At 69.8% G+C, this 17,384-nt stretch carries 17 protein-coding genes; 10 read left to right on the forward strand and 7 right to left on the reverse strand.

The window, feature by feature from the left end; all coding sequences use genetic code 11:
- Nucleotides 1–58: 58 nt before the first annotated feature.
- The 5 genes from ABZ826_RS14130 to folE all read left to right on the forward strand — a co-directional run bounded on the left by ABZ826_RS14130 (nt 59) and on the right by folE (nt 6,124).
- A complete protein-coding gene (locus ABZ826_RS14130; RefSeq protein ID WP_361446850.1) occupies nt 59–1,192 on the forward strand; it encodes a zinc-dependent metalloprotease in 1,134 nt (377 codons plus the stop codon).
- A 199-nt stretch (nt 1,193–1,391) separates the two neighbouring features.
- Nucleotides 1,392–2,456, forward strand: coding sequence for a tRNA lysidine(34) synthetase TilS (tilS, locus tag ABZ826_RS14135; RefSeq protein WP_361446852.1), 1,065 nt, complete (start codon nt 1,392–1,394; stop codon nt 2,454–2,456).
- Between the two features lie 99 nt (nt 2,457–2,555).
- Nucleotides 2,556–3,095 carry a hypoxanthine phosphoribosyltransferase gene (gene hpt, locus ABZ826_RS14140; protein WP_072487175.1) on the forward strand — a complete coding sequence of 180 codons (540 nt, stop codon included), beginning with the start codon at nt 2,556–2,558 and terminating at the stop codon, nt 3,093–3,095.
- 241 nt (nt 3,096–3,336) lie between these two features.
- Entirely contained in the window at nt 3,337–5,367 is a 2,031-nt protein-coding gene (ftsH, locus tag ABZ826_RS14145; RefSeq protein ID WP_361446854.1) for an ATP-dependent zinc metalloprotease FtsH, read from the forward strand.
- 151 nt (nt 5,368–5,518) lie between these two features.
- A complete protein-coding gene (gene folE / locus ABZ826_RS14150; RefSeq protein ID WP_361446856.1) occupies nt 5,519–6,124 on the forward strand; it encodes a GTP cyclohydrolase I FolE in 606 nt (201 codons plus the stop codon).
- A 37-nt stretch (nt 6,125–6,161) separates the two neighbouring features.
- Here folE and ABZ826_RS14155 read toward each other — a convergent pair whose 3' ends face one another.
- From ABZ826_RS14155 to ABZ826_RS14180, 6 genes are all read right to left on the reverse strand, one after another.
- Complete coding sequence (locus ABZ826_RS14155) at nt 6,162–6,644, reverse strand: DUF3180 domain-containing protein (RefSeq protein ID WP_361446858.1); 483 nt, start codon at nt 6,642–6,644, stop codon at nt 6,162–6,164.
- 83 nt (nt 6,645–6,727) lie between these two features.
- Nucleotides 6,728–7,339 carry a 2-amino-4-hydroxy-6-hydroxymethyldihydropteridine diphosphokinase gene (gene folK / locus ABZ826_RS14160; RefSeq protein WP_361446860.1) on the reverse strand — a complete coding sequence of 204 codons (612 nt, stop codon included), beginning with the start codon at nt 7,337–7,339 and terminating at the stop codon, nt 6,728–6,730.
- On the reverse strand, nt 7,336–7,695 hold the full coding sequence (gene folB / locus ABZ826_RS14165; RefSeq protein WP_361446862.1) for a dihydroneopterin aldolase: 360 nt from the start codon (nt 7,693–7,695) through the stop codon (nt 7,336–7,338). The genes folK and folB overlap by 4 nt, the downstream gene beginning before the upstream one ends.
- Nucleotides 7,696–7,890: 195 nt before the next feature.
- Nucleotides 7,891–8,373 (reverse strand): nuclear transport factor 2 family protein, encoded by a 483-nt coding sequence (locus ABZ826_RS14170; protein ID WP_361446864.1) that lies wholly within the window; start codon nt 8,371–8,373, stop codon nt 7,891–7,893.
- Complete coding sequence (folP, locus tag ABZ826_RS14175; protein WP_361446963.1) at nt 8,370–9,167, reverse strand: dihydropteroate synthase; 798 nt, start codon at nt 9,165–9,167, stop codon at nt 8,370–8,372. The genes ABZ826_RS14170 and folP overlap by 4 nt, the downstream gene beginning before the upstream one ends.
- A gap of 93 nt (nt 9,168–9,260) precedes the next feature.
- Complete coding sequence (locus ABZ826_RS14180; protein WP_361446866.1) at nt 9,261–11,102, reverse strand: phosphatidylglycerol lysyltransferase domain-containing protein; 1,842 nt, start codon at nt 11,100–11,102, stop codon at nt 9,261–9,263.
- Nucleotides 11,103–11,242: 140 nt separating this feature from the next.
- Between ABZ826_RS14180 and ABZ826_RS14185 the strand changes: the two genes are divergently transcribed.
- A complete protein-coding gene (locus tag ABZ826_RS14185) occupies nt 11,243–12,364 on the forward strand; it encodes an alpha/beta hydrolase-fold protein (RefSeq protein ID WP_361446868.1) in 1,122 nt (373 codons plus the stop codon).
- A gap of 89 nt (nt 12,365–12,453) precedes the next feature.
- Here the strand turns inward: ABZ826_RS14185 and ABZ826_RS14190 are convergent, their stop codons facing one another.
- The gene (locus ABZ826_RS14190; RefSeq protein ID WP_361446870.1) at nt 12,454–13,641 is read right to left on the reverse strand and encodes a betaine/proline/choline family ABC transporter ATP-binding protein; all 1,188 of its coding nucleotides are present in this window, start codon (nt 13,639–13,641) and stop codon (nt 12,454–12,456) included.
- Nucleotides 13,642–13,771: 130 nt separating this feature from the next.
- On the opposite strand from ABZ826_RS14190, the gene ABZ826_RS14195 reads away from it, so the two are divergent.
- From ABZ826_RS14195 to ABZ826_RS14210, 4 genes are all read left to right on the forward strand, one after another.
- The gene (locus tag ABZ826_RS14195; RefSeq protein WP_361446872.1) at nt 13,772–14,476 is read left to right on the forward strand and encodes an ABC transporter permease; all 705 of its coding nucleotides are present in this window, start codon (nt 13,772–13,774) and stop codon (nt 14,474–14,476) included.
- Between the two features lie 3 nt (nt 14,477–14,479).
- The gene (locus tag ABZ826_RS14200) at nt 14,480–15,157 is read left to right on the forward strand and encodes an ABC transporter permease (protein ID WP_361446874.1); all 678 of its coding nucleotides are present in this window, start codon (nt 14,480–14,482) and stop codon (nt 15,155–15,157) included.
- Between the two features lie 130 nt (nt 15,158–15,287).
- Nucleotides 15,288–16,277 (forward strand): ABC transporter substrate-binding protein, encoded by a 990-nt coding sequence (locus ABZ826_RS14205; RefSeq protein WP_361446876.1) that lies wholly within the window; start codon nt 15,288–15,290, stop codon nt 16,275–16,277.
- A gap of 94 nt (nt 16,278–16,371) precedes the next feature.
- Entirely contained in the window at nt 16,372–17,382 is a 1,011-nt protein-coding gene (locus tag ABZ826_RS14210; protein ID WP_361446878.1) for a hypothetical protein, read from the forward strand.
- Nucleotides 17,383–17,384: the final 2 nt, after the last annotated feature.

Below are 17,384 nucleotides of genomic sequence, written 5' to 3' on the forward strand. Positions count from 1 at the left end.
ACCGGGTGAGCCGGTCGACACCACACCGCGGACGGAGCCGAGCACGTACGGTTGACGCATGACGAGCATCGGTGGTGCCGAGATGGTCGACTGGAATCTCGCGGTCGCGACCGCGACCCGACTTGTGCGGCCGGGCCCCGAGATCAGCCGCGAGGAGGCCCGTGAGGTCGTCGCGGAACTGCGCAGGCATGCCAAGGCCGCGGAGGAGCACGTCCGTTCCTTCACCCGGATGATCCCCGAGGGGACCGAACCGGAGGACACCCCGGTCCTGATCGTGGACCGGGCGGGCTGGATCAAGGCCAATGTCGCGGGCTTCCGCGAACTGCTCCGCCCGCTGCTGGGAAAGATGCAGGACCGGCGGGGCAACGGGCCGGGCGGCGCCGTGCTCGGCGCGGTCGGCGGCAAGGTGACCGGTGTCGAGGTGGGGATGCTGCTGTCGTTCCTGGCCTCCCGGGTCCTCGGCCAGTACGAGACGTTCGCCCCCGCCACCCGTGAGTTCCCGGTCTCGGCCGACGGCGGCGGCAGGCTGCTGCTCGTCGCCCCGAACATCGTCCACGTGGAGCGCGAGCTGGAGGTCGACCCGCACGACTTCCGGCTCTGGGTCGCCCTCCACGAGGAGACCCACCGCACCCAGTTCACCGGGGTGCCCTGGCTCCGCGACCATCTGCAGGGCGAGATCCAGTCATTCCTCGAAGAGACCGATGTCGACCCCGTGACCGTGCTGGAACGGCTCCGCGAGGCCGCCCAGTCCCTGGCCGGGGGCCGCCCCGAGGGAGAGGACGGCGAGGACGGCGGCCGCAGCCTCGTCGAGCTCGTCCAGACGCCCGCCCAGCGCGAGATCCTCGGCCGCCTCACCGCCGTGATGTCCCTGCTCGAAGGGCACGCCGATTTCGTGATGGACGGCGTCGGCCCGGAGGTCGTCTCCTCCGTCGGCGAGATCCGGGAGAAGTTCCAGCAGCGCAGGGCGCGCGGTGCGAGCCGCCTCGACCAGGCGCTGCGCAAGCTTCTGGGCCTCGACGCCAAACTGCGCCAGTACCGGGACGGCGAACGATTCGTCCGCGCCGTGGTCGACGAGGTCGGCATGGACGGCTTCAACCGGGTCTGGACCTCGCCGAACACCCTCCCGACCAAGGCGGAGATCGCGAAGCCGGCCGACTGGATCGCGAGGGTGCACCGTAGGGCAGAGTCCTGATCGCGACGGGCCCGACGGCGGACGACAGGATGAGAACGCGCCGGTAATCACCCATCCGAGGGACCGTAGGGGCATGGGAAGGCGTGCAATGCTCGATGGACGGCTTGCCTCTGTCACCATCGACGCACTCTGAGTGACGGAACTCTCCCGTCCCGGCACTCCGAGGAACCTCTCCCGAACTCCACGAAGGGCACCGGACATGGGTCCCCATCCTGCGGTCGCGGCGATACGCCTGGCGGTCCGCCGCGTACTCCACGACGTACTCACCGAACACACCCGGCGCACCCCGCACCCCGAGCTCGCCGAAGCCGGTGCGGGCAGGCAGCGCGCCCCGCTCCCCGATCGCCCCGACACCCCACTCGTGCTGGTGGCATGCTCCGGCGGCGCCGATTCCATGGCACTCGCCTCCGCCCTCGCCTTCGAGGCCCGCAAGCTCGACGTCCGGGCCGGCGGCATCACCGTCGACCACGGCCTCCAGGACGGATCCGACACCCGGGCCGCCGAGGTCGTCGCCCGCCTCACCGCGATGCATCTCGACCCGGTCGAGTCCGTCGCCGTGCAGGTCGGCCAGGAGGGCGGCCCCGAGGCCGCCGCCCGCGACGCCCGCTACGCCGCGCTGGACGCGGCGGCCGAACGGCACGGCGCCGCCGCCGTCCTGCTCGGCCACACCCGTGACGACCAGGCGGAGACGGTGCTGCTGGGCCTGGCCCGTGGCTCCGGCATCCGCTCGCTCTCCGGCATGGCCGCCGCGTCGGGGCCGGCCGGCCGCTACCGCCGCCCCTTCCTCCAGCTCGACCGCCAGACCGCCCGCAAGGCCTGTCTCGTCCAGTCGCTGCCCGTCTGGGACGACCCGCACAACATCGACCCCGCCTACACCCGCTCCCGATTGCGCCACGAGGGCCTGCCCGCCCTGGAGAAGGCGCTGGGCAAGGGAGTCGTCGAGGCCCTCGCCCGTACGGCGCAGCTCTCCCGCGACGACGCCGACGCCCTGGACACCTGGGCCGCCGAGGCCGACCGCACCGTGCGGGACGACTCGGGCCGGCTGGAGTGCGCCAAGCTGTACGCGCTGCCGCCCGCCGTACGCCGCCGGGTGCTGCGCCGGGCAGCCATGGAGGCGGGCTCCCCGCCCGGTTCCCTCTTCGCCCGCCACATCGAGGAAGTCGACCGTCTGATCACCGGCTGGCGGGGCCAGCGGGCCATCAACCTGCCCGGCCGCGTCGAAGCCCGGCGGCAGGGTGGCAGACTGGTGATTCGGCAGAGCTGAAGCACGAGCGGCTGACATGCAGGCGAGCGGCCGCGCAGGGCCGGGGCACCACCCCGGACCCGGCAGGCAAAGAAAGAGACGCGGGTGAACGAGAAGGACATGGGCACCGACCTTCAGTCGGTGCTCCTCACCAAGGAAGAGATCGACGCGAAGCTCGTCGAGCTGGCCGCGAAGATCGACGCGGAGTACGCGGGCAAGGACCTGCTCATCGTCGGCGTCCTCAAGGGCGCAGTGATGGTGATGGCGGACCTGGCGCGCGCGCTGTCCACCCCCGTCACCATGGACTGGATGGCCGTCTCGTCGTACGGCGCGGGCACCCAGTCCTCCGGAGTCGTGCGGATCCTCAAGGACCTGGACACCGACATCAAGGGCAAGCACGTCCTGATCGTCGAGGACATCATCGACTCGGGCCTGACCCTGTCCTGGCTGATGTCGAACCTCGGCTCGCGCGAGCCCGCGTCCCTGGAGATCTGCACCCTGCTGCGCAAGCCGGACGCGGCCAAGGTCGCGCTCGACTGCAAGTGGGTCGGTTTCGACATCCCCAACGAGTTCGTCGTCGGATACGGGCTGGACTACGCGGAGAAGTACCGCAACCTCCCCTTCGTCGGCACGCTCGCCCCGCACGTCTACGGCGGCTGACCGCCGCCCGGCGTTCCCCGCCCGGCGTTTTCCGCCCGGCCCCGGGGTGCCCGGCCCGACCGGGACGGACGGCGGGGAACCTTTCACCGCATTCCCGCCGTTGACCCTTCGAAGGCGGGTTTTGACAGACGTCCCCGGCAGTCGCGGGTGACAATGCTGGGGTACCGTCCGAAGAACAGTCTTTTCTCACAGCAGCATTTACCTACGGGCAGGAGGGACGGGGCGTCATCGCCCCGTATGGATGGACGTGAAGCGATACTTCCGTGGGCCGGTCATGTGGATCGTGCTGGCCGTCCTCGCCGTGGTCGTGTTGATGCAGGTCGTCGGCTCGTCCGGCGGCTACAAATCGGTGGACACCGGCAAGGTGATCCAGGCGATCAGCAAGGACCAGGTGGCGCAGGCCAAGCTGACCACCGGTGACGAACAGATCATCAAGATCGAGTTGAAGAAGGACCAGAAGCTCTCGGGCGAGTCCGGCAGCAAGTTCCAGGCGAGCTACATCGGCGACCAGGGTGTCCAGCTGGCCGACACGCTGCAGCAGAAGTTCGAGAGCGGCAAGATCGACAAGGGCTACACTGTCTCGCCGTCGAAGCAGTCCCCGTTCATCTCGATCCTCCTCTCGCTGCTGCCCTTCGTCCTGATCGTGGTCGTCTTCCTGTTCCTGATGAATCAGATGCAGGGCGGCGGCTCCCGGGTCATGCAGTTCGGGAAGTCCAAGGCCAAGCTGATCACCAAGGACACCCCGAAGACGACGTTCGCCGATGTGGCGGGGTCGGACGAGGCCGTCGAGGAGCTCCAGGAGATCAAGGAGTTCCTCCAGGAGCCGGCGAAGTTCCAGGCCGTCGGCGCCAAGATCCCCAAGGGCGTCCTGCTGTACGGGCCTCCCGGTACGGGCAAGACGCTTCTCGCGCGCGCCGTCGCGGGCGAGGCGGGCGTCCCGTTCTACTCGATCTCCGGTTCCGACTTCGTCGAGATGTTCGTCGGTGTCGGTGCCAGCCGGGTCCGTGACCTCTTCGAGCAGGCCAAGGCGAACGCCCCGGCGATCGTCTTCGTCGACGAGATCGACGCCGTCGGCCGGCACCGCGGTGCCGGAATGGGCGGCGGCCACGACGAGCGCGAGCAGACGCTGAACCAGCTGCTCGTCGAGATGGACGGCTTCGACGTGAAGGGCGGCGTCATCCTGATCGCCGCCACGAACCGGCCGGACATCCTCGACCCGGCGCTGCTGCGTCCGGGCCGCTTCGACCGGCAGATCGCGGTCGACCGGCCGGACATGCAGGGCCGTCTCGAAATCCTCAAGGTGCACCAGAAGGGCAAGCCGGTCGCCAAGGACGTCGACCTCGGCGCCGTTGCCCGTCGTACGCCCGGCTTCACCGGTGCCGACCTGTCGAACGTGCTGAACGAAGCGGCGCTCCTCACGGCGCGCGGCAACCTGAAGCTGATCGACAACAAGATGCTCGACGAGGCCATCGACCGCGTCGTGGCGGGCCCGCAGAAGCGGACCCGGATCATGTCCGAGAAGGAGAAGAAGATCACCGCGTACCACGAGGGCGGACACGCCCTGGTCGCGGCGGCTTCCCCCCAGGCGGACCCGGTCCACAAGATCACGATCCTCTCCCGCGGCCGCGCCCTCGGTTACACGATGGTGCTCCCGGAGGAGGACAAGTACTCCACGACGCGCAACGAGATGCTCGACCAGCTGGCCTACATGCTGGGCGGGCGCGCGGCCGAGGAGCTGGTCTTCCACGACCCGACCACCGGTGCCGCGAACGACATCGAGAAGGCCACGGCAACGGCCCGCGCGATGGTCACGCAGTACGGCATGACGGAGCGGCTCGGCGCGATCAAGTTCGGCGGCGACAACACCGAGCCCTTCGTGGGCCGGGAGATGGGCCACCAGCGCGACTACTCGGAAGAGGTCGCGGCCCTCGTCGACGAAGAGGTCAAGAGGCTCATCGAGACCGCGCACAACGACGCGTGGGAGATCCTCGTCGAGAACCGCGACGTGCTGGACGCCCTCGTTCTCCAGCTCCTGGAGAAGGAGACGCTCGGCAAGGAGGAGATCGCCGAGATCTTCGCCCCGATCGTGAAGCGCCCGGCCCGTCCGGCCTGGACCGGTTCCGCCCGACGCACCCCGTCGACGCGGCCGCCGGTGCTCTCGCCGAAGGAGCTCGCCCTCACCAACGGCGCCACCACGGCGAACGGCTCGGTCGTCCCCACGGACACCGTCCCGGCCACCGAGGTGATCCCGGAGGACCGCCCGGAGAACTGATCCGAGACCCCGGTGTGGCCCCTGTCACGGGGCCTCACCGGGCCCGGAATGGATGCCGCGCCTCCGCAGGTTCTAGCCTGTGGGGGCGCGGCTTTTTCGTACGCCCGTACGGAGGTAGGTGCGGGTGACAGCTCAGAGGAACGAGGCACAGATGACCGACCCGGTGACGTTGGAGGGCCAGGGTCCGATCGGTGAGTTCGACGAGAAGCGGGCCGAGGCTGCCGTTCGCGAACTCCTCCTCGCCGTGGGCGAGGACCCGGACCGTGAAGGACTGCGCGAGACGCCGGGACGGGTGGCACGGGCGTACAAGGAGATATTCGCGGGTCTCTACCAGGAGCCCGAGGACGTTCTGACGACCACGTTCGACCTCGGCCACGACGAGATGGTGCTGGTCAAGGACATCGAGGTGTTCAGCACCTGCGAACACCACCTGGTGCCGTTCCGGGGCGTCGCGCACGTCGGGTACATCCCGGCGACCAGCGGAAAGATCACCGGCCTTTCGAAGCTGGCCCGCCTGGTCGACGTCTACGCCCGGCGGCCGCAGGTCCAGGAGCGGCTCACCACCCAGATCGCCGATTCGCTCATGGACATCCTGGAGCCGCGCGGGGCCATCGTCGTCATCGAGTGCGAGCACATGTGCATGTCGATGCGCGGCATCCGCAAGCCCGGTGCGAAGACGCTGACGTCGGCGGTGCGGGGACAGCTCCGTGATCCCGCGACGCGAGCCGAGGCCATGAGCCTGATCATGGCGCGCTGAGCTCCGGCACGGCAGCGGGAGAAGAGCTCGGTGGTCCCTACGCGGCCGCCGAGCTCTTGTCGTTGTCCTCGTCCTCCGGGAGCTTGCAGATGCGCTCCAGCCAGAGGGCCGCGGCCACCACCGCGATACCGGCCAGGACCGCGAAGCCTGCGTAGATCGCCTGGTCGCGGCGGGCGGAGATGTCGAGGGAGCCGAGCAGGAAGACGCCCGTGCCGCCGTACATGCCGGACACCAGGGAGACGACGAGCGCGCTGGCCTGGCCGAAGACGACGGCCCGCGCCGCCATCAGTGGCTCGACGCCCTTGGCTCCCGGCCGGCGCTCGCGCTGGGCGCGCAGCCGGGAACGGATGGAGAGTGCCGTGGCGAACAGGATGGCCGCGATCACCGCGAGCACGATCGGCGCGGCGAGGGGAACGCTCGGCAGGCTGCCGACGGAGTCCCAGAGGCGGGCGCCGCCCCATGAGAGCACCCCGGCCGCGGCGAAGAGGCCGGCCAGTACCGCGAGCCGTAGTTGCTTCACCGAGTGCTCCGCCCTTCGCTGCCGGTGGCCCGTGTCGCCACCGGTCCGTATCGCCAGTGATCCGTGTCCGTCGAGCCTAACGACTACTCGGGCAGACGGAGTTCCAGATCGGCCCGGGGCAGTACGCCGTCCCGGCCGACACCGGCCAGCAGCTCCGCGACGGGGCCGGCGCCGGGCAGCTGGGCCTCGGGGTCGACGTCGTGCCACGGAGCGAGGACGAAGGCCCGCTCACGGGCCCGGGGGTGAGGCAGGGTGAGCACCGGGTCGTCGGAGACGACATCCGCGTACGCCACGATGTCGACGTCGATGGTGCGCGGGCCCCAGCGTTCCTCACGGACCCGGTCGAAGGCCTCCTCGATGGCCTGGCCGCGCTCCAGGAGCGAGGACGGAGGAAGCGTCGTCTTCACGACGATCACCGCGTTGAAGTACGAGGGTTGAGAACCGGGAGCGACGCCCCAGGGCTCCGTCTCGTACACCGGGGAGACCGCCTTGACCCGCAGGCCGGGGGTGTCCTCCAGGGCGTCTATGGCGCCCTGGAGGGTCTCCAGGCGGTTGCCGAGGTTGGAGCCCAGGGAGATCACGGCACGTTTGGGATTGGAGAGGGTGATGTCCGCGGCGTCCACCTGCTCGACCACGGAGGCGGGCACCGGCTGTACGGTCGGGTCGCTCTGCCCCTCGGTAGAAAATGCAGTCATACTCGGCTCCGGGTGATGGTGATGGTCACATCGTCGAACGGAACGGTGATCGGCGCATCGGGCTTGTGTACCACCACCTCCACCTCCTTGACTCCTTCGTGCTTGAGGCACGTCTGGGCGATGCGCTCCGCGAGCGTTTCGATCAGATCGACCGGTTCTCCCTGCACCACGTCGACGACCTCCTCGGCGACGACGCCGTAGTGCACGGTCTTCGTCAGGTCGTCGGCGGCTGCCGCGGGGCGGGTGTCGAGGCCGAGCACCAGGTCCACGATGAACGTCTGTCCCTCTTCCCGTTCCCGGGGGAAGACGCCATGGTGTCCACGGGCCTTGAGGCCGCGCAGCGCGACACGATCCACGCGAATCACTCCTGCTGTCGTAGGGCGTAGAGACACGGGGCCGCGTGCGGACGGCGAGGTGCTCTCTTCCGAATCTACCTGCGAGCACCGACAGTGCTCGCCCGCGGGGGGCTGTGGGCAGGACCTCGCGGGGGGCTGGTAGCCGCTACTACCCGCGGACCCGGATTCCAACCTCCCGTCGGGCGGATGCCTCGGTCAGGAGGGGGATTCCTCGTCCTCGTCCTCGTCGGACTCGGTCAGTACGGGCGAGCCGTGGTGGGACCAGAGCTTCCAGCCGTCCGGGGTGCGCCGGAACACATTGGTGGCTACGACGAGTTGGCCGACCAGCGGTCCGAGTGCGTTGCCGTCCTCCGCCGGGCCGCCGCTGAGAATGTTCTCGGTGCAGGTCACCAGCGCCGTGTCGCCGGTCATCGAGATCCCGACGTCGGTCAGGAAGAACTGGATGTACTCGGTGTTCGCCATGATCAGGGCGTAGCTGCGCAGCACCTCGCCGCGGCCGGTGAGCACCGGCCAGCCCGGATGGACGCAGGAGACGGTGAGATCCTCGCCCGGCAGCCAGAGGCCCGAGAGCTCCTCGAAGTCGCCGCGCTCCATCGCCTCGTAGAAGGAGGTGTTGGCCTGTTCGACGGCCGCGATGTCGGCGGCCGCCTCCGCGTGTTCGTCGCGGGGCCTGCTCATGCGGCACCTTCGACGGCGCGGGCGACCCGTACGGCGTCGGCCGTGGCCCGGACCTCGTGGACCCGGACGGCCCAGGCACCCGCGCGGGCGGAGAGCGCGGAGATCGCCGCGGTGGCGGCGTCGCGTTCGCGCGCGGGGGGTGGCGCCGCGCCCTCACCGGCCAGCACATGGCCGAGGAAGCGTTTGCGGGAGGCGGCGACCAGCAGCGGTCGGCCCAGGGCACGCAGTTCGTCGAGGTGGGCGACCAGGGAGAGGTCGTGGCCGGCGTCCTTGGCGAAGCCGAGCCCGGGGTCGATCACGATCCGTTCCGGGGCGACTCCGCCCGCGACCACGGCGTCCATCCGCTCCCGCAGTTCCGTGACGACCTCGGCGACGACGTCCGCGTAGACCGCCCGGCTGTTCATGGACTCGCTGAAGCCGCGCCAGTGCATCACGACGAACGGCGCGCCGGCCGCGGCGACGACCCGGACCATGTCCGGGTCGGCGAGGCCGCCGCTGACGTCGTTGACCAGGGCGGCCCCGGCCGTGATCGCCTCGTCGGCGACACGGGCCCGCATGGTGTCCACGGAGACCGTGACCCCTTCGGACGCCAGACCCTTGACCACCGGGACCACGCGCCGCAGCTCCTCCGACGCGTCCACCCGGCTGGCGCCCGGACGGGTCGACTCGCCGCCGACGTCGATCAGGTCGGCGCCCTCGGCGACCAGGTCGAGGCCGTGTTTGATCGCGGCCGTGGCGTCGAACCAGCGGCCCCCGTCGGAGAAGGAGTCCGGGGTCACATTGACGACACCCATGACCGCACAGCGGTCCCACTCCGGCAGGCCTTGGACCGTGCCTCGTCCACGCAACGTACTCATGCGACCAGCGTAGGCCGATCCGGCGTGCTGTTATGCCGCGCGGGCGTGGTGCTCCTGGCCGGGCGGCGGGGTGTGGGCGCAGGGGCGGGCCCGGCGGCGCGGGAAACGGCGGGCGAAGGGACGGGGCAGCGCCAGGTTCACGAAGCCCTCGGCCTGCATCGCCGCGAGGGAGATGCGGGGCAGGTCGCCGGCGGTGCGGTAGACCACGAAGCGCGGCTCCCAGCGGGGCTGGAACTTGGCATTGAACTTGTACAGCGACTCGATCTGGAACCAGCGCGACAGAAAGATCAGTAGTCCGCGCCAGGTCCGCAGCACCGGTCCCGCGCCCAGCTTCTCGCCGCGGGCGAGCGCCGAGCGGAACATCGCGAAGTTCAGCGAGACACGCTCGACGGAGAGCTGCGAGGCGGACTGGAGGGCGGCGACGATCAGCAGCTCGTTCATGCCGGGATCGGCGGAGCGGTCGCGGCGCATCAGATCGAGGGACATGCCGTCGCCGCCCCACGGAACGAAGTGGAGCACGGCCTTCAGGTCGCCGTACGGGGAGTCGGCGGTGTGCTCGTCGGCCTTGTGGGCGGTGGCGATGACACAGTCCCCGTCGGCCGGGTCGCCGATCCGGCCGAGCGCCATGGAGAAGCCGCGCTCGTTGTCGGTGCCGCGCCAGTCGGCGGCGGCCCGCCGGATGCGGGCCAGTTCGGCCTCGTCGATGTCACGGACGCGCCGGACCCGGGTCTCGTAGCCAAGACGTTCAATGCGCTTCACCATCTGGCGTACGTTGCGCATCGCGCGCCCGGCGAGCGAGAAATCCGCGACGTCCACCACCGCCTCGTCGCCGAGTTCCAGCGCGTCCAGTCCCGTCTCGCGGGTCCAGACCTCGCCGCCGGTCTCGCTGCAGCCCATCACGGCCGGGGTCCAGGAGTGGGCCCTGGCCTCGTCCATGAAGCGTTCGATGGCGCCCGGCCAGGCCTCCACGTCGCCGATCGGGTCGCCGCTCGCCAGCATCACCCCGGAGACGACGCGGTAGCAGACGGCGGCCTTGCCGCTGGGCGAGAAGACGACGCCCTTGTCGCGGCGGAGCGCGAAGTGGCCGAGCGAGTCGCGGCCGCCGTGCTTCGCCAGCAGCGTGCGCAGCCGGGCCTCGTCGTCCTCGGTGAGGCGGGCGGCCGGGTGCTCGGGGCGGAAGGCGAGGTAGATGGTGGTGACGGCGGTCAGCAGGCCGAGGGCGCCGAGTGAGTACGCCACGGTCGAGGAGGTGACCCCGGCGTACTCGACGGGGCCTTCGAATCCGAACAGCCCGTACAGCACGTGCTGGAGCCGGTCGGCGACGCTGGGGCTTCCCACGATGCGGCCGGGGTGGACGCTGACGATGATCAGGCCGAGGCCCAGCGAACCCGCACCGAGGAGCACGAAGTTGGCCAGAGCGCGCCAGCGGCTCCGGGGATCGGGAAGCGCGGCGAATTCGCCGCGATGGCGGACCAGCAGGAGGCAGAGCGCCAGTGAGACGAGCGTGCCGATGACGGAGTGCCGGTAGGCGAACTGCGCCAGCGCGCCGGCCGGCAGCAGCAGGGCTGCCGCTCGCCAGGCCCGCCGCTTGCGTCGCTTGAGGCCGTGGGCGAGGAGCAGCAGCAGGACCCCCGCGCTCAGGGAGAGGGCGGCGGCGAACGGTCCGAGGGCGCCGGGGAGCACCTCGGCGAGGGTGTGCATCCGGCTGTGCCGGAAGCGCGGGAAGACGCCCGCGGCCACGTCGATCAGGCCGACGACGGCGCAGGCGGTACCGACCAGCGTCGGTACGGATTCGGGCCGCGGGCCGCGTACGAACTTGCGTACGGGGCTCGGAACCGATCCTGATTTATCCCCATCTAGCGTGACAGACATCGCTTCCCGTGGTTCCGCGAGAGATTCTTGAGTCCTTCGGCCGTGGCACTCCGGACGATGTGCGACCTGTAGGACGAGGCTTCCGGGCCGGGGGTTCACCCACCGGCCGGAAAATTCCAGACAAGAAAGCTCACCCCCTCATGGGTCTTACCAGCAAGGCGTTCCTGGCTGCCGCCATCATGCTGGCCGTGGTGTTCTTCGCTGCCACGGTCTGGCTCTGGCCACGGCTGGCCCGGCGCAGTGTGTCCGCGGTGTTCGGCAGGGTCGGTCTGCTGCTGGCGACCCAGGTGACGGTCTTTGTCTCCGTCGGACTGGTGGCGAACAACTCGTTCCTCTTCTACGGGTCCTGGGCCGATCTGTTCGGCCAGAAGCAGGAGCTGGGTGTGGTCACGGACCGCGCGGCCGGTGCCCTGGCCTCCAAGAACATCGTCCGGGTCGGGATACAGCGGCCGGACGGGCCGGGCGGTTCGCTGCCCACGAGGAACGGGCGGATCGACAAGGTCGTCATAGCGGGTCGGGAATCGAAGATCGAGAGTTCGGCGTACGTGTATCTGCCGCCGGAGTACTTTCAGCCGGCGTTCGCCCGCCGGAAGTTCCCCGCGGTCGTCGTCCTGACCGGTTACCCGGGCGTCTCGGAGAACCTTCTGAAGGGCCTTCGGTACCCGCGGACGGCACACGATCGGGTGAAGGCCGGACGGGCCCAGCCGATGATCCTGGTGATGCTGCGGCCGACGGTGGCGCCGCCGAGGGACACCGAGTGCGTGAACATAAAGGGCGGGCCGCAGACCGAGACGTTCCTCGGCACGGACGTGCCGCGGGCGGTCTCGGACGAGTACCGGGTCGGAAAGCTGGCGCGAAACTGGGGCATCATGGGCAATTCGACCGGTGGCTACTGTGCGTTGAAGATAGGACTCCACCACCCGGACCGGTTCGCCGCGAGCGCCGGGCTCTCCGCGTACTACAAGGCGGCCGAGGACCCGACGACCGGTGACCTCTTCCACGGCGACCAGGACGCGCGCAACCGCTCCGATCTGATGTGGAGCCTGGACAATCTGCCGCAGCCCGACTCGTCCTTCCTGGTCACGACCTCCAAGCACGGCGAGGGGAACTACCACTCCACGATGCGGTTCCTCGACAAGGTGAAGCCGCCCGCCCAGGCCTCGTCGATCGTGCTCGACAGCGGCGGGCACAACTTCAACACCTGGCGACGGGAGATCCCTTCGGCGCTGGACTGGATGAGCAGCCGGCTCAGCGAGAACTGAGCCGGGCCCGGTTCCCGAGCCGGCCCGGCCCGGCGCGTTCCGCTTTCCGGCCCGGTCCGGCCCGCTTCCGGCCCGGTCCGGTTCCCGGCTCAGCGTGCGGCGGTCTTGGCGAAGCTCTCCACTGTCTCGACGGCGACCTCGGCGCGCGGGACGTCCTGGGCGTCCGCGTCGATCGAGCGGCGCAGCGCCTCATGGAGCCGGGCCGGGGTGAGCACGCCGAGGAAGCGGCCGGTGCTCTCCTTGTCGATGACGGCGATCCAGCCGGCGTCGTGCTGGAGCATGGTGGCGAACGCCTGCTTGAGCGGGGCGCCGACGGGCAGCCACGCCTCCATCCTGCGGGCGTGGGCGCGCACCGTGTCCTCGGTCCCGTCGGCGGGGCTGTCGGCCGGGATCCAGCCGTGCAGATTGTCCTCGCCGTCCAGGACGACGGCCCAGCGCGCCCCCTCGGCCCGCAGCCGTTCGGTCGCCCTCGCCAGGGAGTCGTCGAGGTGGACGACCGGCGGCTGGTCCAGGTCGCCCTCCTCGATGGGGGTGACGGAGAGCCGCTTGAGCCCGCGGTCGGCGCCGACGAAGTCCGCGACGTAGGAGGTGGCCGGCGAGCCGAGCACGGTCGCCGGGGAGTCGAACTGCTCGATGGATCCCTGTCCGTAGACGGCGATGCGGTCACCGAGCCGGACCGCTTCCTCGATGTCGTGCGTGACGAACAGCACGGTTTTGCGGACCTGCGCCTGGAGTTTCAGGAATTCGTTCTGCAGGCGTTCCCGTACGACGGGGTCGACCGCGCCGAAAGGCTCGTCCATCAGCAGCACCGGCGGATCCGCGGCCAGTGCCCTGGCCACGCCCACGCGTTGGCGCTGACCGCCGGAGAGCTGTTCCGGATAGCGGTCGCCATAAACGGAAGGATCAAGTCCGACAAGGTCCAAAAGTTCCGCCGCGCGCTCACGGCCCTTTCCCCGCTTCCAGCCGAGGAGATGGGGAACGGTCGCGGTGTTCTCCAGGATCGTACGGTGCGGGAAGAGCCCCACCTGCTGGATCACATAGCCGATACGGCGGCGCAGCCGAACGGGGTCGATGGCGGATATGTCGTCCCCGGCGAGGAATATCCGTCCCTCGGTCGGTTCGATCAGCCGGTTCACCATCTTCATGGTGGTCGTCTTGCCGCAGCCCGACGGTCCGACGAGCGTGACCAGTTCACCCTCGGCGACCTCGAAGGAAAGGTCGTCGACGGCGGTGGTGCCGTCCGCGTACCGCTTGGTGACGTGCTCGAAACGGATCATGGTTCCCCATTGTCGCGCGTGTTCTGTGAAGGACATGTTGCTGGAATACAACGGCTTCGGCGATTGTCAGTGGTCGGGGATAGGGTCGCCAGAGATCGCTACGAGGCGGTAATCGGGAGGTGGGGGACGGATGGCTGCCGCACAGAACTGCATGGTGACGAACGACTGGATCTGCGGGGAGTATCTCCGTTCCCGCAGCCAGGAGTTGACCGATGCGGCGGTCCAGCACATCTGGATCACCGCCGTCTCGGTGGCGATCGGACTTCTGGTGGCCTTTCCGCTGGCGCTGCTCGCCCGTCGCAGCCGTCGCTTCGCCGGACCGGTGCTCGGGCTGACGACGGTGCTCTACACCGTGCCCTCGCTCGCCATGTTCTCGCTGCTGCTGCCGTTGTTCGGACTCTCCGCGGCGCTGGTCGTCACCGGCCTGGTGCTGTATTCGCTCACCATTCTCGTGCGGAACATCCTGGCCGGCCTCGAAGCGGTGCCGCAGGAGGCGAAGGAAGCCGCGAAGGGTATGGGATACGGGCCGGTGCGCCTGTTGTGGGAGGTCGAAGTCCCGCTCGCCATGCCAGCGTTGATGGCCGGTGTGCGGATCGCCACGGTCTCCACGATCGCGCTGACGACGGTCGGATCGATCATCGGCAGAGGCGGCCTCGGCAACCTCATAGGCGACGCCCTGCCCAGCTTCTTCAAGGCGCAGGTGCTCGCCGCCTCGGTCCTGTGCGTGCTGCTCGCGGTCGTCGCGGATCTGCTGCTGCTGGGCCTTCAGCGGCTGATGACCCCTTGGACCCGGATACGCGCCACGCACGCGGGCGCCACGGCAAAGGCGGTCTGAACCATGGGAGTTCTCGGCGAGGCCTGGACATGGCTCACCACCGGCGCCAACTGGTCGGGGGAGAGCGGTGCGGCGCACCGGCTCGGGGAGCATCTGTACGTCAGCGGTGTCGCGCTCGCCCTGGCCTGCCTCATCGCGCTGCCGGTAGCGCTGTACCTCGGGCACATCGGGAAGGGGGGCGCGCTGGCGGTCAACCTCTCCAATGTGGGGCGGGCGATTCCGGTCTTCGCGGTGCTGGCCCTCTTCATGGTCTCGCCGCTGCGCAACGCCGGATATGTGCCGACGGTCATCGCGCTGGTGCTGTTCGCCGTGCCGCCGCTGCTCACCAACGCCTACGTCGGAATGACGGAGGTCGACCGGTCGGTGGCCGAGGCGGCGCGGGGCATGGGCATGTCCGGGGGGCAGCTCTTCGTACGGGTCGAGCTGCCGCTGGCCTACCCGATGATCATGGCCGGGCTGCGCTCGGCCGCGGTCCAGGTGGTCGCCACGGCGACGATCGCCGCGATGGTCGGCCAGGGCGGTCTCGGCCGGATCATCACGGCGGGGTTCAACACGTACAACACGCCGCAGGTGGTCGCGGGGGCGCTGCTCGTCGCCGTGCTCGCTCTGCTGGTGGAGGCGGTGCTGGTGGTCCTGGACCGGATGCTGTCACCGCTGCGCCGACGTCGCGGGACGGCATGACGGCCCCCACACCCGTCCGTCACGTCCATCCGTCGGGCACACGCCCTCGCGTGCCCGGCGCCCCGGCGATCCCTCCCGATCCCGGATTCCCTTCTCGAACCATTCCTGTTGTTGTGGACGGAGACAACTCATGAGCAAGACCTCGCGAATAGCGGGCGCGGTCATCGGCATGGTCGCTCTGGCCGGCTCGCTCGCCGCCTGCGGCGGCGACAGCCTGGAGAAGGACAAGGGGGGCTCGGCGTCCGCCGGCGACTCCGGCGGCGGCTCCGGGAAGAAGGGTTCGCTCGTCGTCGGCGCGGCGTCCTTCACCGAGTCCAAGGTGCTCGCGGAGCTGTACGCGCAGATCCTGGGCGACGCCGGATACAGCACCTCGATCACCACGGTGGCCAACCGGGAACTGTACGAACCGTCCCTGGAGAAGGGCGAGATCGATGTCGTCCCCGAATACGCCGCGACGATCGCGGAATTCCTCAATGCCAAGGTGAACGGCGCGAAGCAGGCCGAGAAGAAGCCGGTCGCCTCCGGTGACACGGCCGCCACCGTCGCGGCGCTGGAGAAGCTCGCGGCCCCGCGCGGGCTGAAGGCGCTCCCGGCCGGCGCGGCCGTCGACCAGAACGCCTTCGCGGTGACGAAGGAATTCGCCGCCGAGCACAAGCTCAAGTCCCTTTCGGATCTCGGCAGGTCGAAGGCCGAAGTGAAGATCGCGGCGGGTGACGAGTGCGAGGTGCGGCCGTTCTGCGCGCCGGGTCTGAAGAAGACGTACGGCGTCAATGTCACCGGTATCGACCCCAAGGGAGTCGGTACGCCGCAGTCCAAGCAGGCGGTCAAGGACGGCAAGGACCAGTTGGTCCTCACCACCACCACGGACGCGGTGCTGGACAGCTATGGACTGGTGTTTCTGGAGGACGACAAGAAGCTCCAGAACGCGGACAACGTTCTGCCGGTCGTCAATGCCAAGGACGCGGGTTCCCAGGATGTCGCCGACGCGCTCGGCAAGCTCACCAAGGCCCTCACCACCGAGGATCTGGCGGAACTGAACCGCAAGGTCGACGCGGAGCGCGCAAAGCCCGCCGATGTGGCCAAGGACTATCTGCGGTCGAAGGGCCTCATCAAGAAGTAGCGATCGGGGGGATTGGGGACCGTCAGGTAACCGGCCGGGAACAGATTGGCGGGCGGCTCCCCAAGTGCCTCCTACACACGGTAAATTTCAGGCCATGCCACGTGGACGTCATCGCCATTCGCCACCTCTGCACAGAATCCTTCCGCCTTCGGCCGTCGTCGGAGTCTCGGTCCTCTGTGCCGGGGGCGCCTGGCTGCTCGCCGAGCCCCTGGTCCTGCGCGGTCTGGTGACCGCCGCGGCGGCCGCTGCTGTGACCGGTGCGTATCTGATGCGCAGCTGGGACCGGGAAGCGGGCCGTCGCGTCGCCGAGCTGACGCGCGCCCGCGCCGGCGACGAATGGCGGGCCGAGGAGCGTGTGGCCGAGCTGGAGTCGGACCTGGAGGAGTCGCGGGAACTGCGCGTACGGCTGGAGACGAAGCTGCGCCGCAAGCGCGTGGAGCTCGCCAACCTGCGCGGTGAGCACGCCGCGCTGCTGCGTCGGTACGCCAACGCCGAGACCGGTCGGGCCAGCGCGCTGGAGGGCCGCAGGCAGCTCGCGCTCGAAGCCGCCGCGCCCCGGGAACTGCCCGCGGCGCGCAGCACGCCGACGCCGGCCGCCTATCTGCGTGCCGCCCAGGCGCTGGAGGACCTCTCGCGCAACGGGGCCCTCCAGGAGGCGCGCCGTACCGCCGAGCAGGCCAGGAAGCGGGATCTCGCGGAGCGCGCCCGGGAGGCGGAGGAGCGGCAGGGGAAGCACGCGGCCGCCGCGGACCCGTCGGACGCGCGGCACCTCCGTCCGCCGACCGCCCTTCCCGCGCCCCGGCCGGCCGCGGCGCTGCCCGCGACCCGTACCGTGCCGGTCGCCAGCACGGTCGCGCCGTACGCGGCCTCCCGGCGCCAGCCGGTGCCGCAGGGCAGCTTCGACTTCTTCGGTACGCAGAAGGCACGTGCCGCGATCGAATCCGTGCAGAACGAGGACCTCGCGGACGTGGTGGGCGAGGAGGCGCTGGCCGCGCACCGTACGGGATCGGCCGAGAACCGGGCCGTCGGCAAGGTCATCGACCTGACCGCGCACGACGAGACCGAGCAGCTGGACGTGGCGCAGCTGCGCACCGCCATCTCGTAGGT

This window comes from Streptomyces sp. NPDC047515 (assembly GCF_040643055.1).
In the GTDB taxonomy this organism is placed as follows: Bacteria; Actinomycetota; Actinomycetes; order Streptomycetales; family Streptomycetaceae; genus Streptomyces.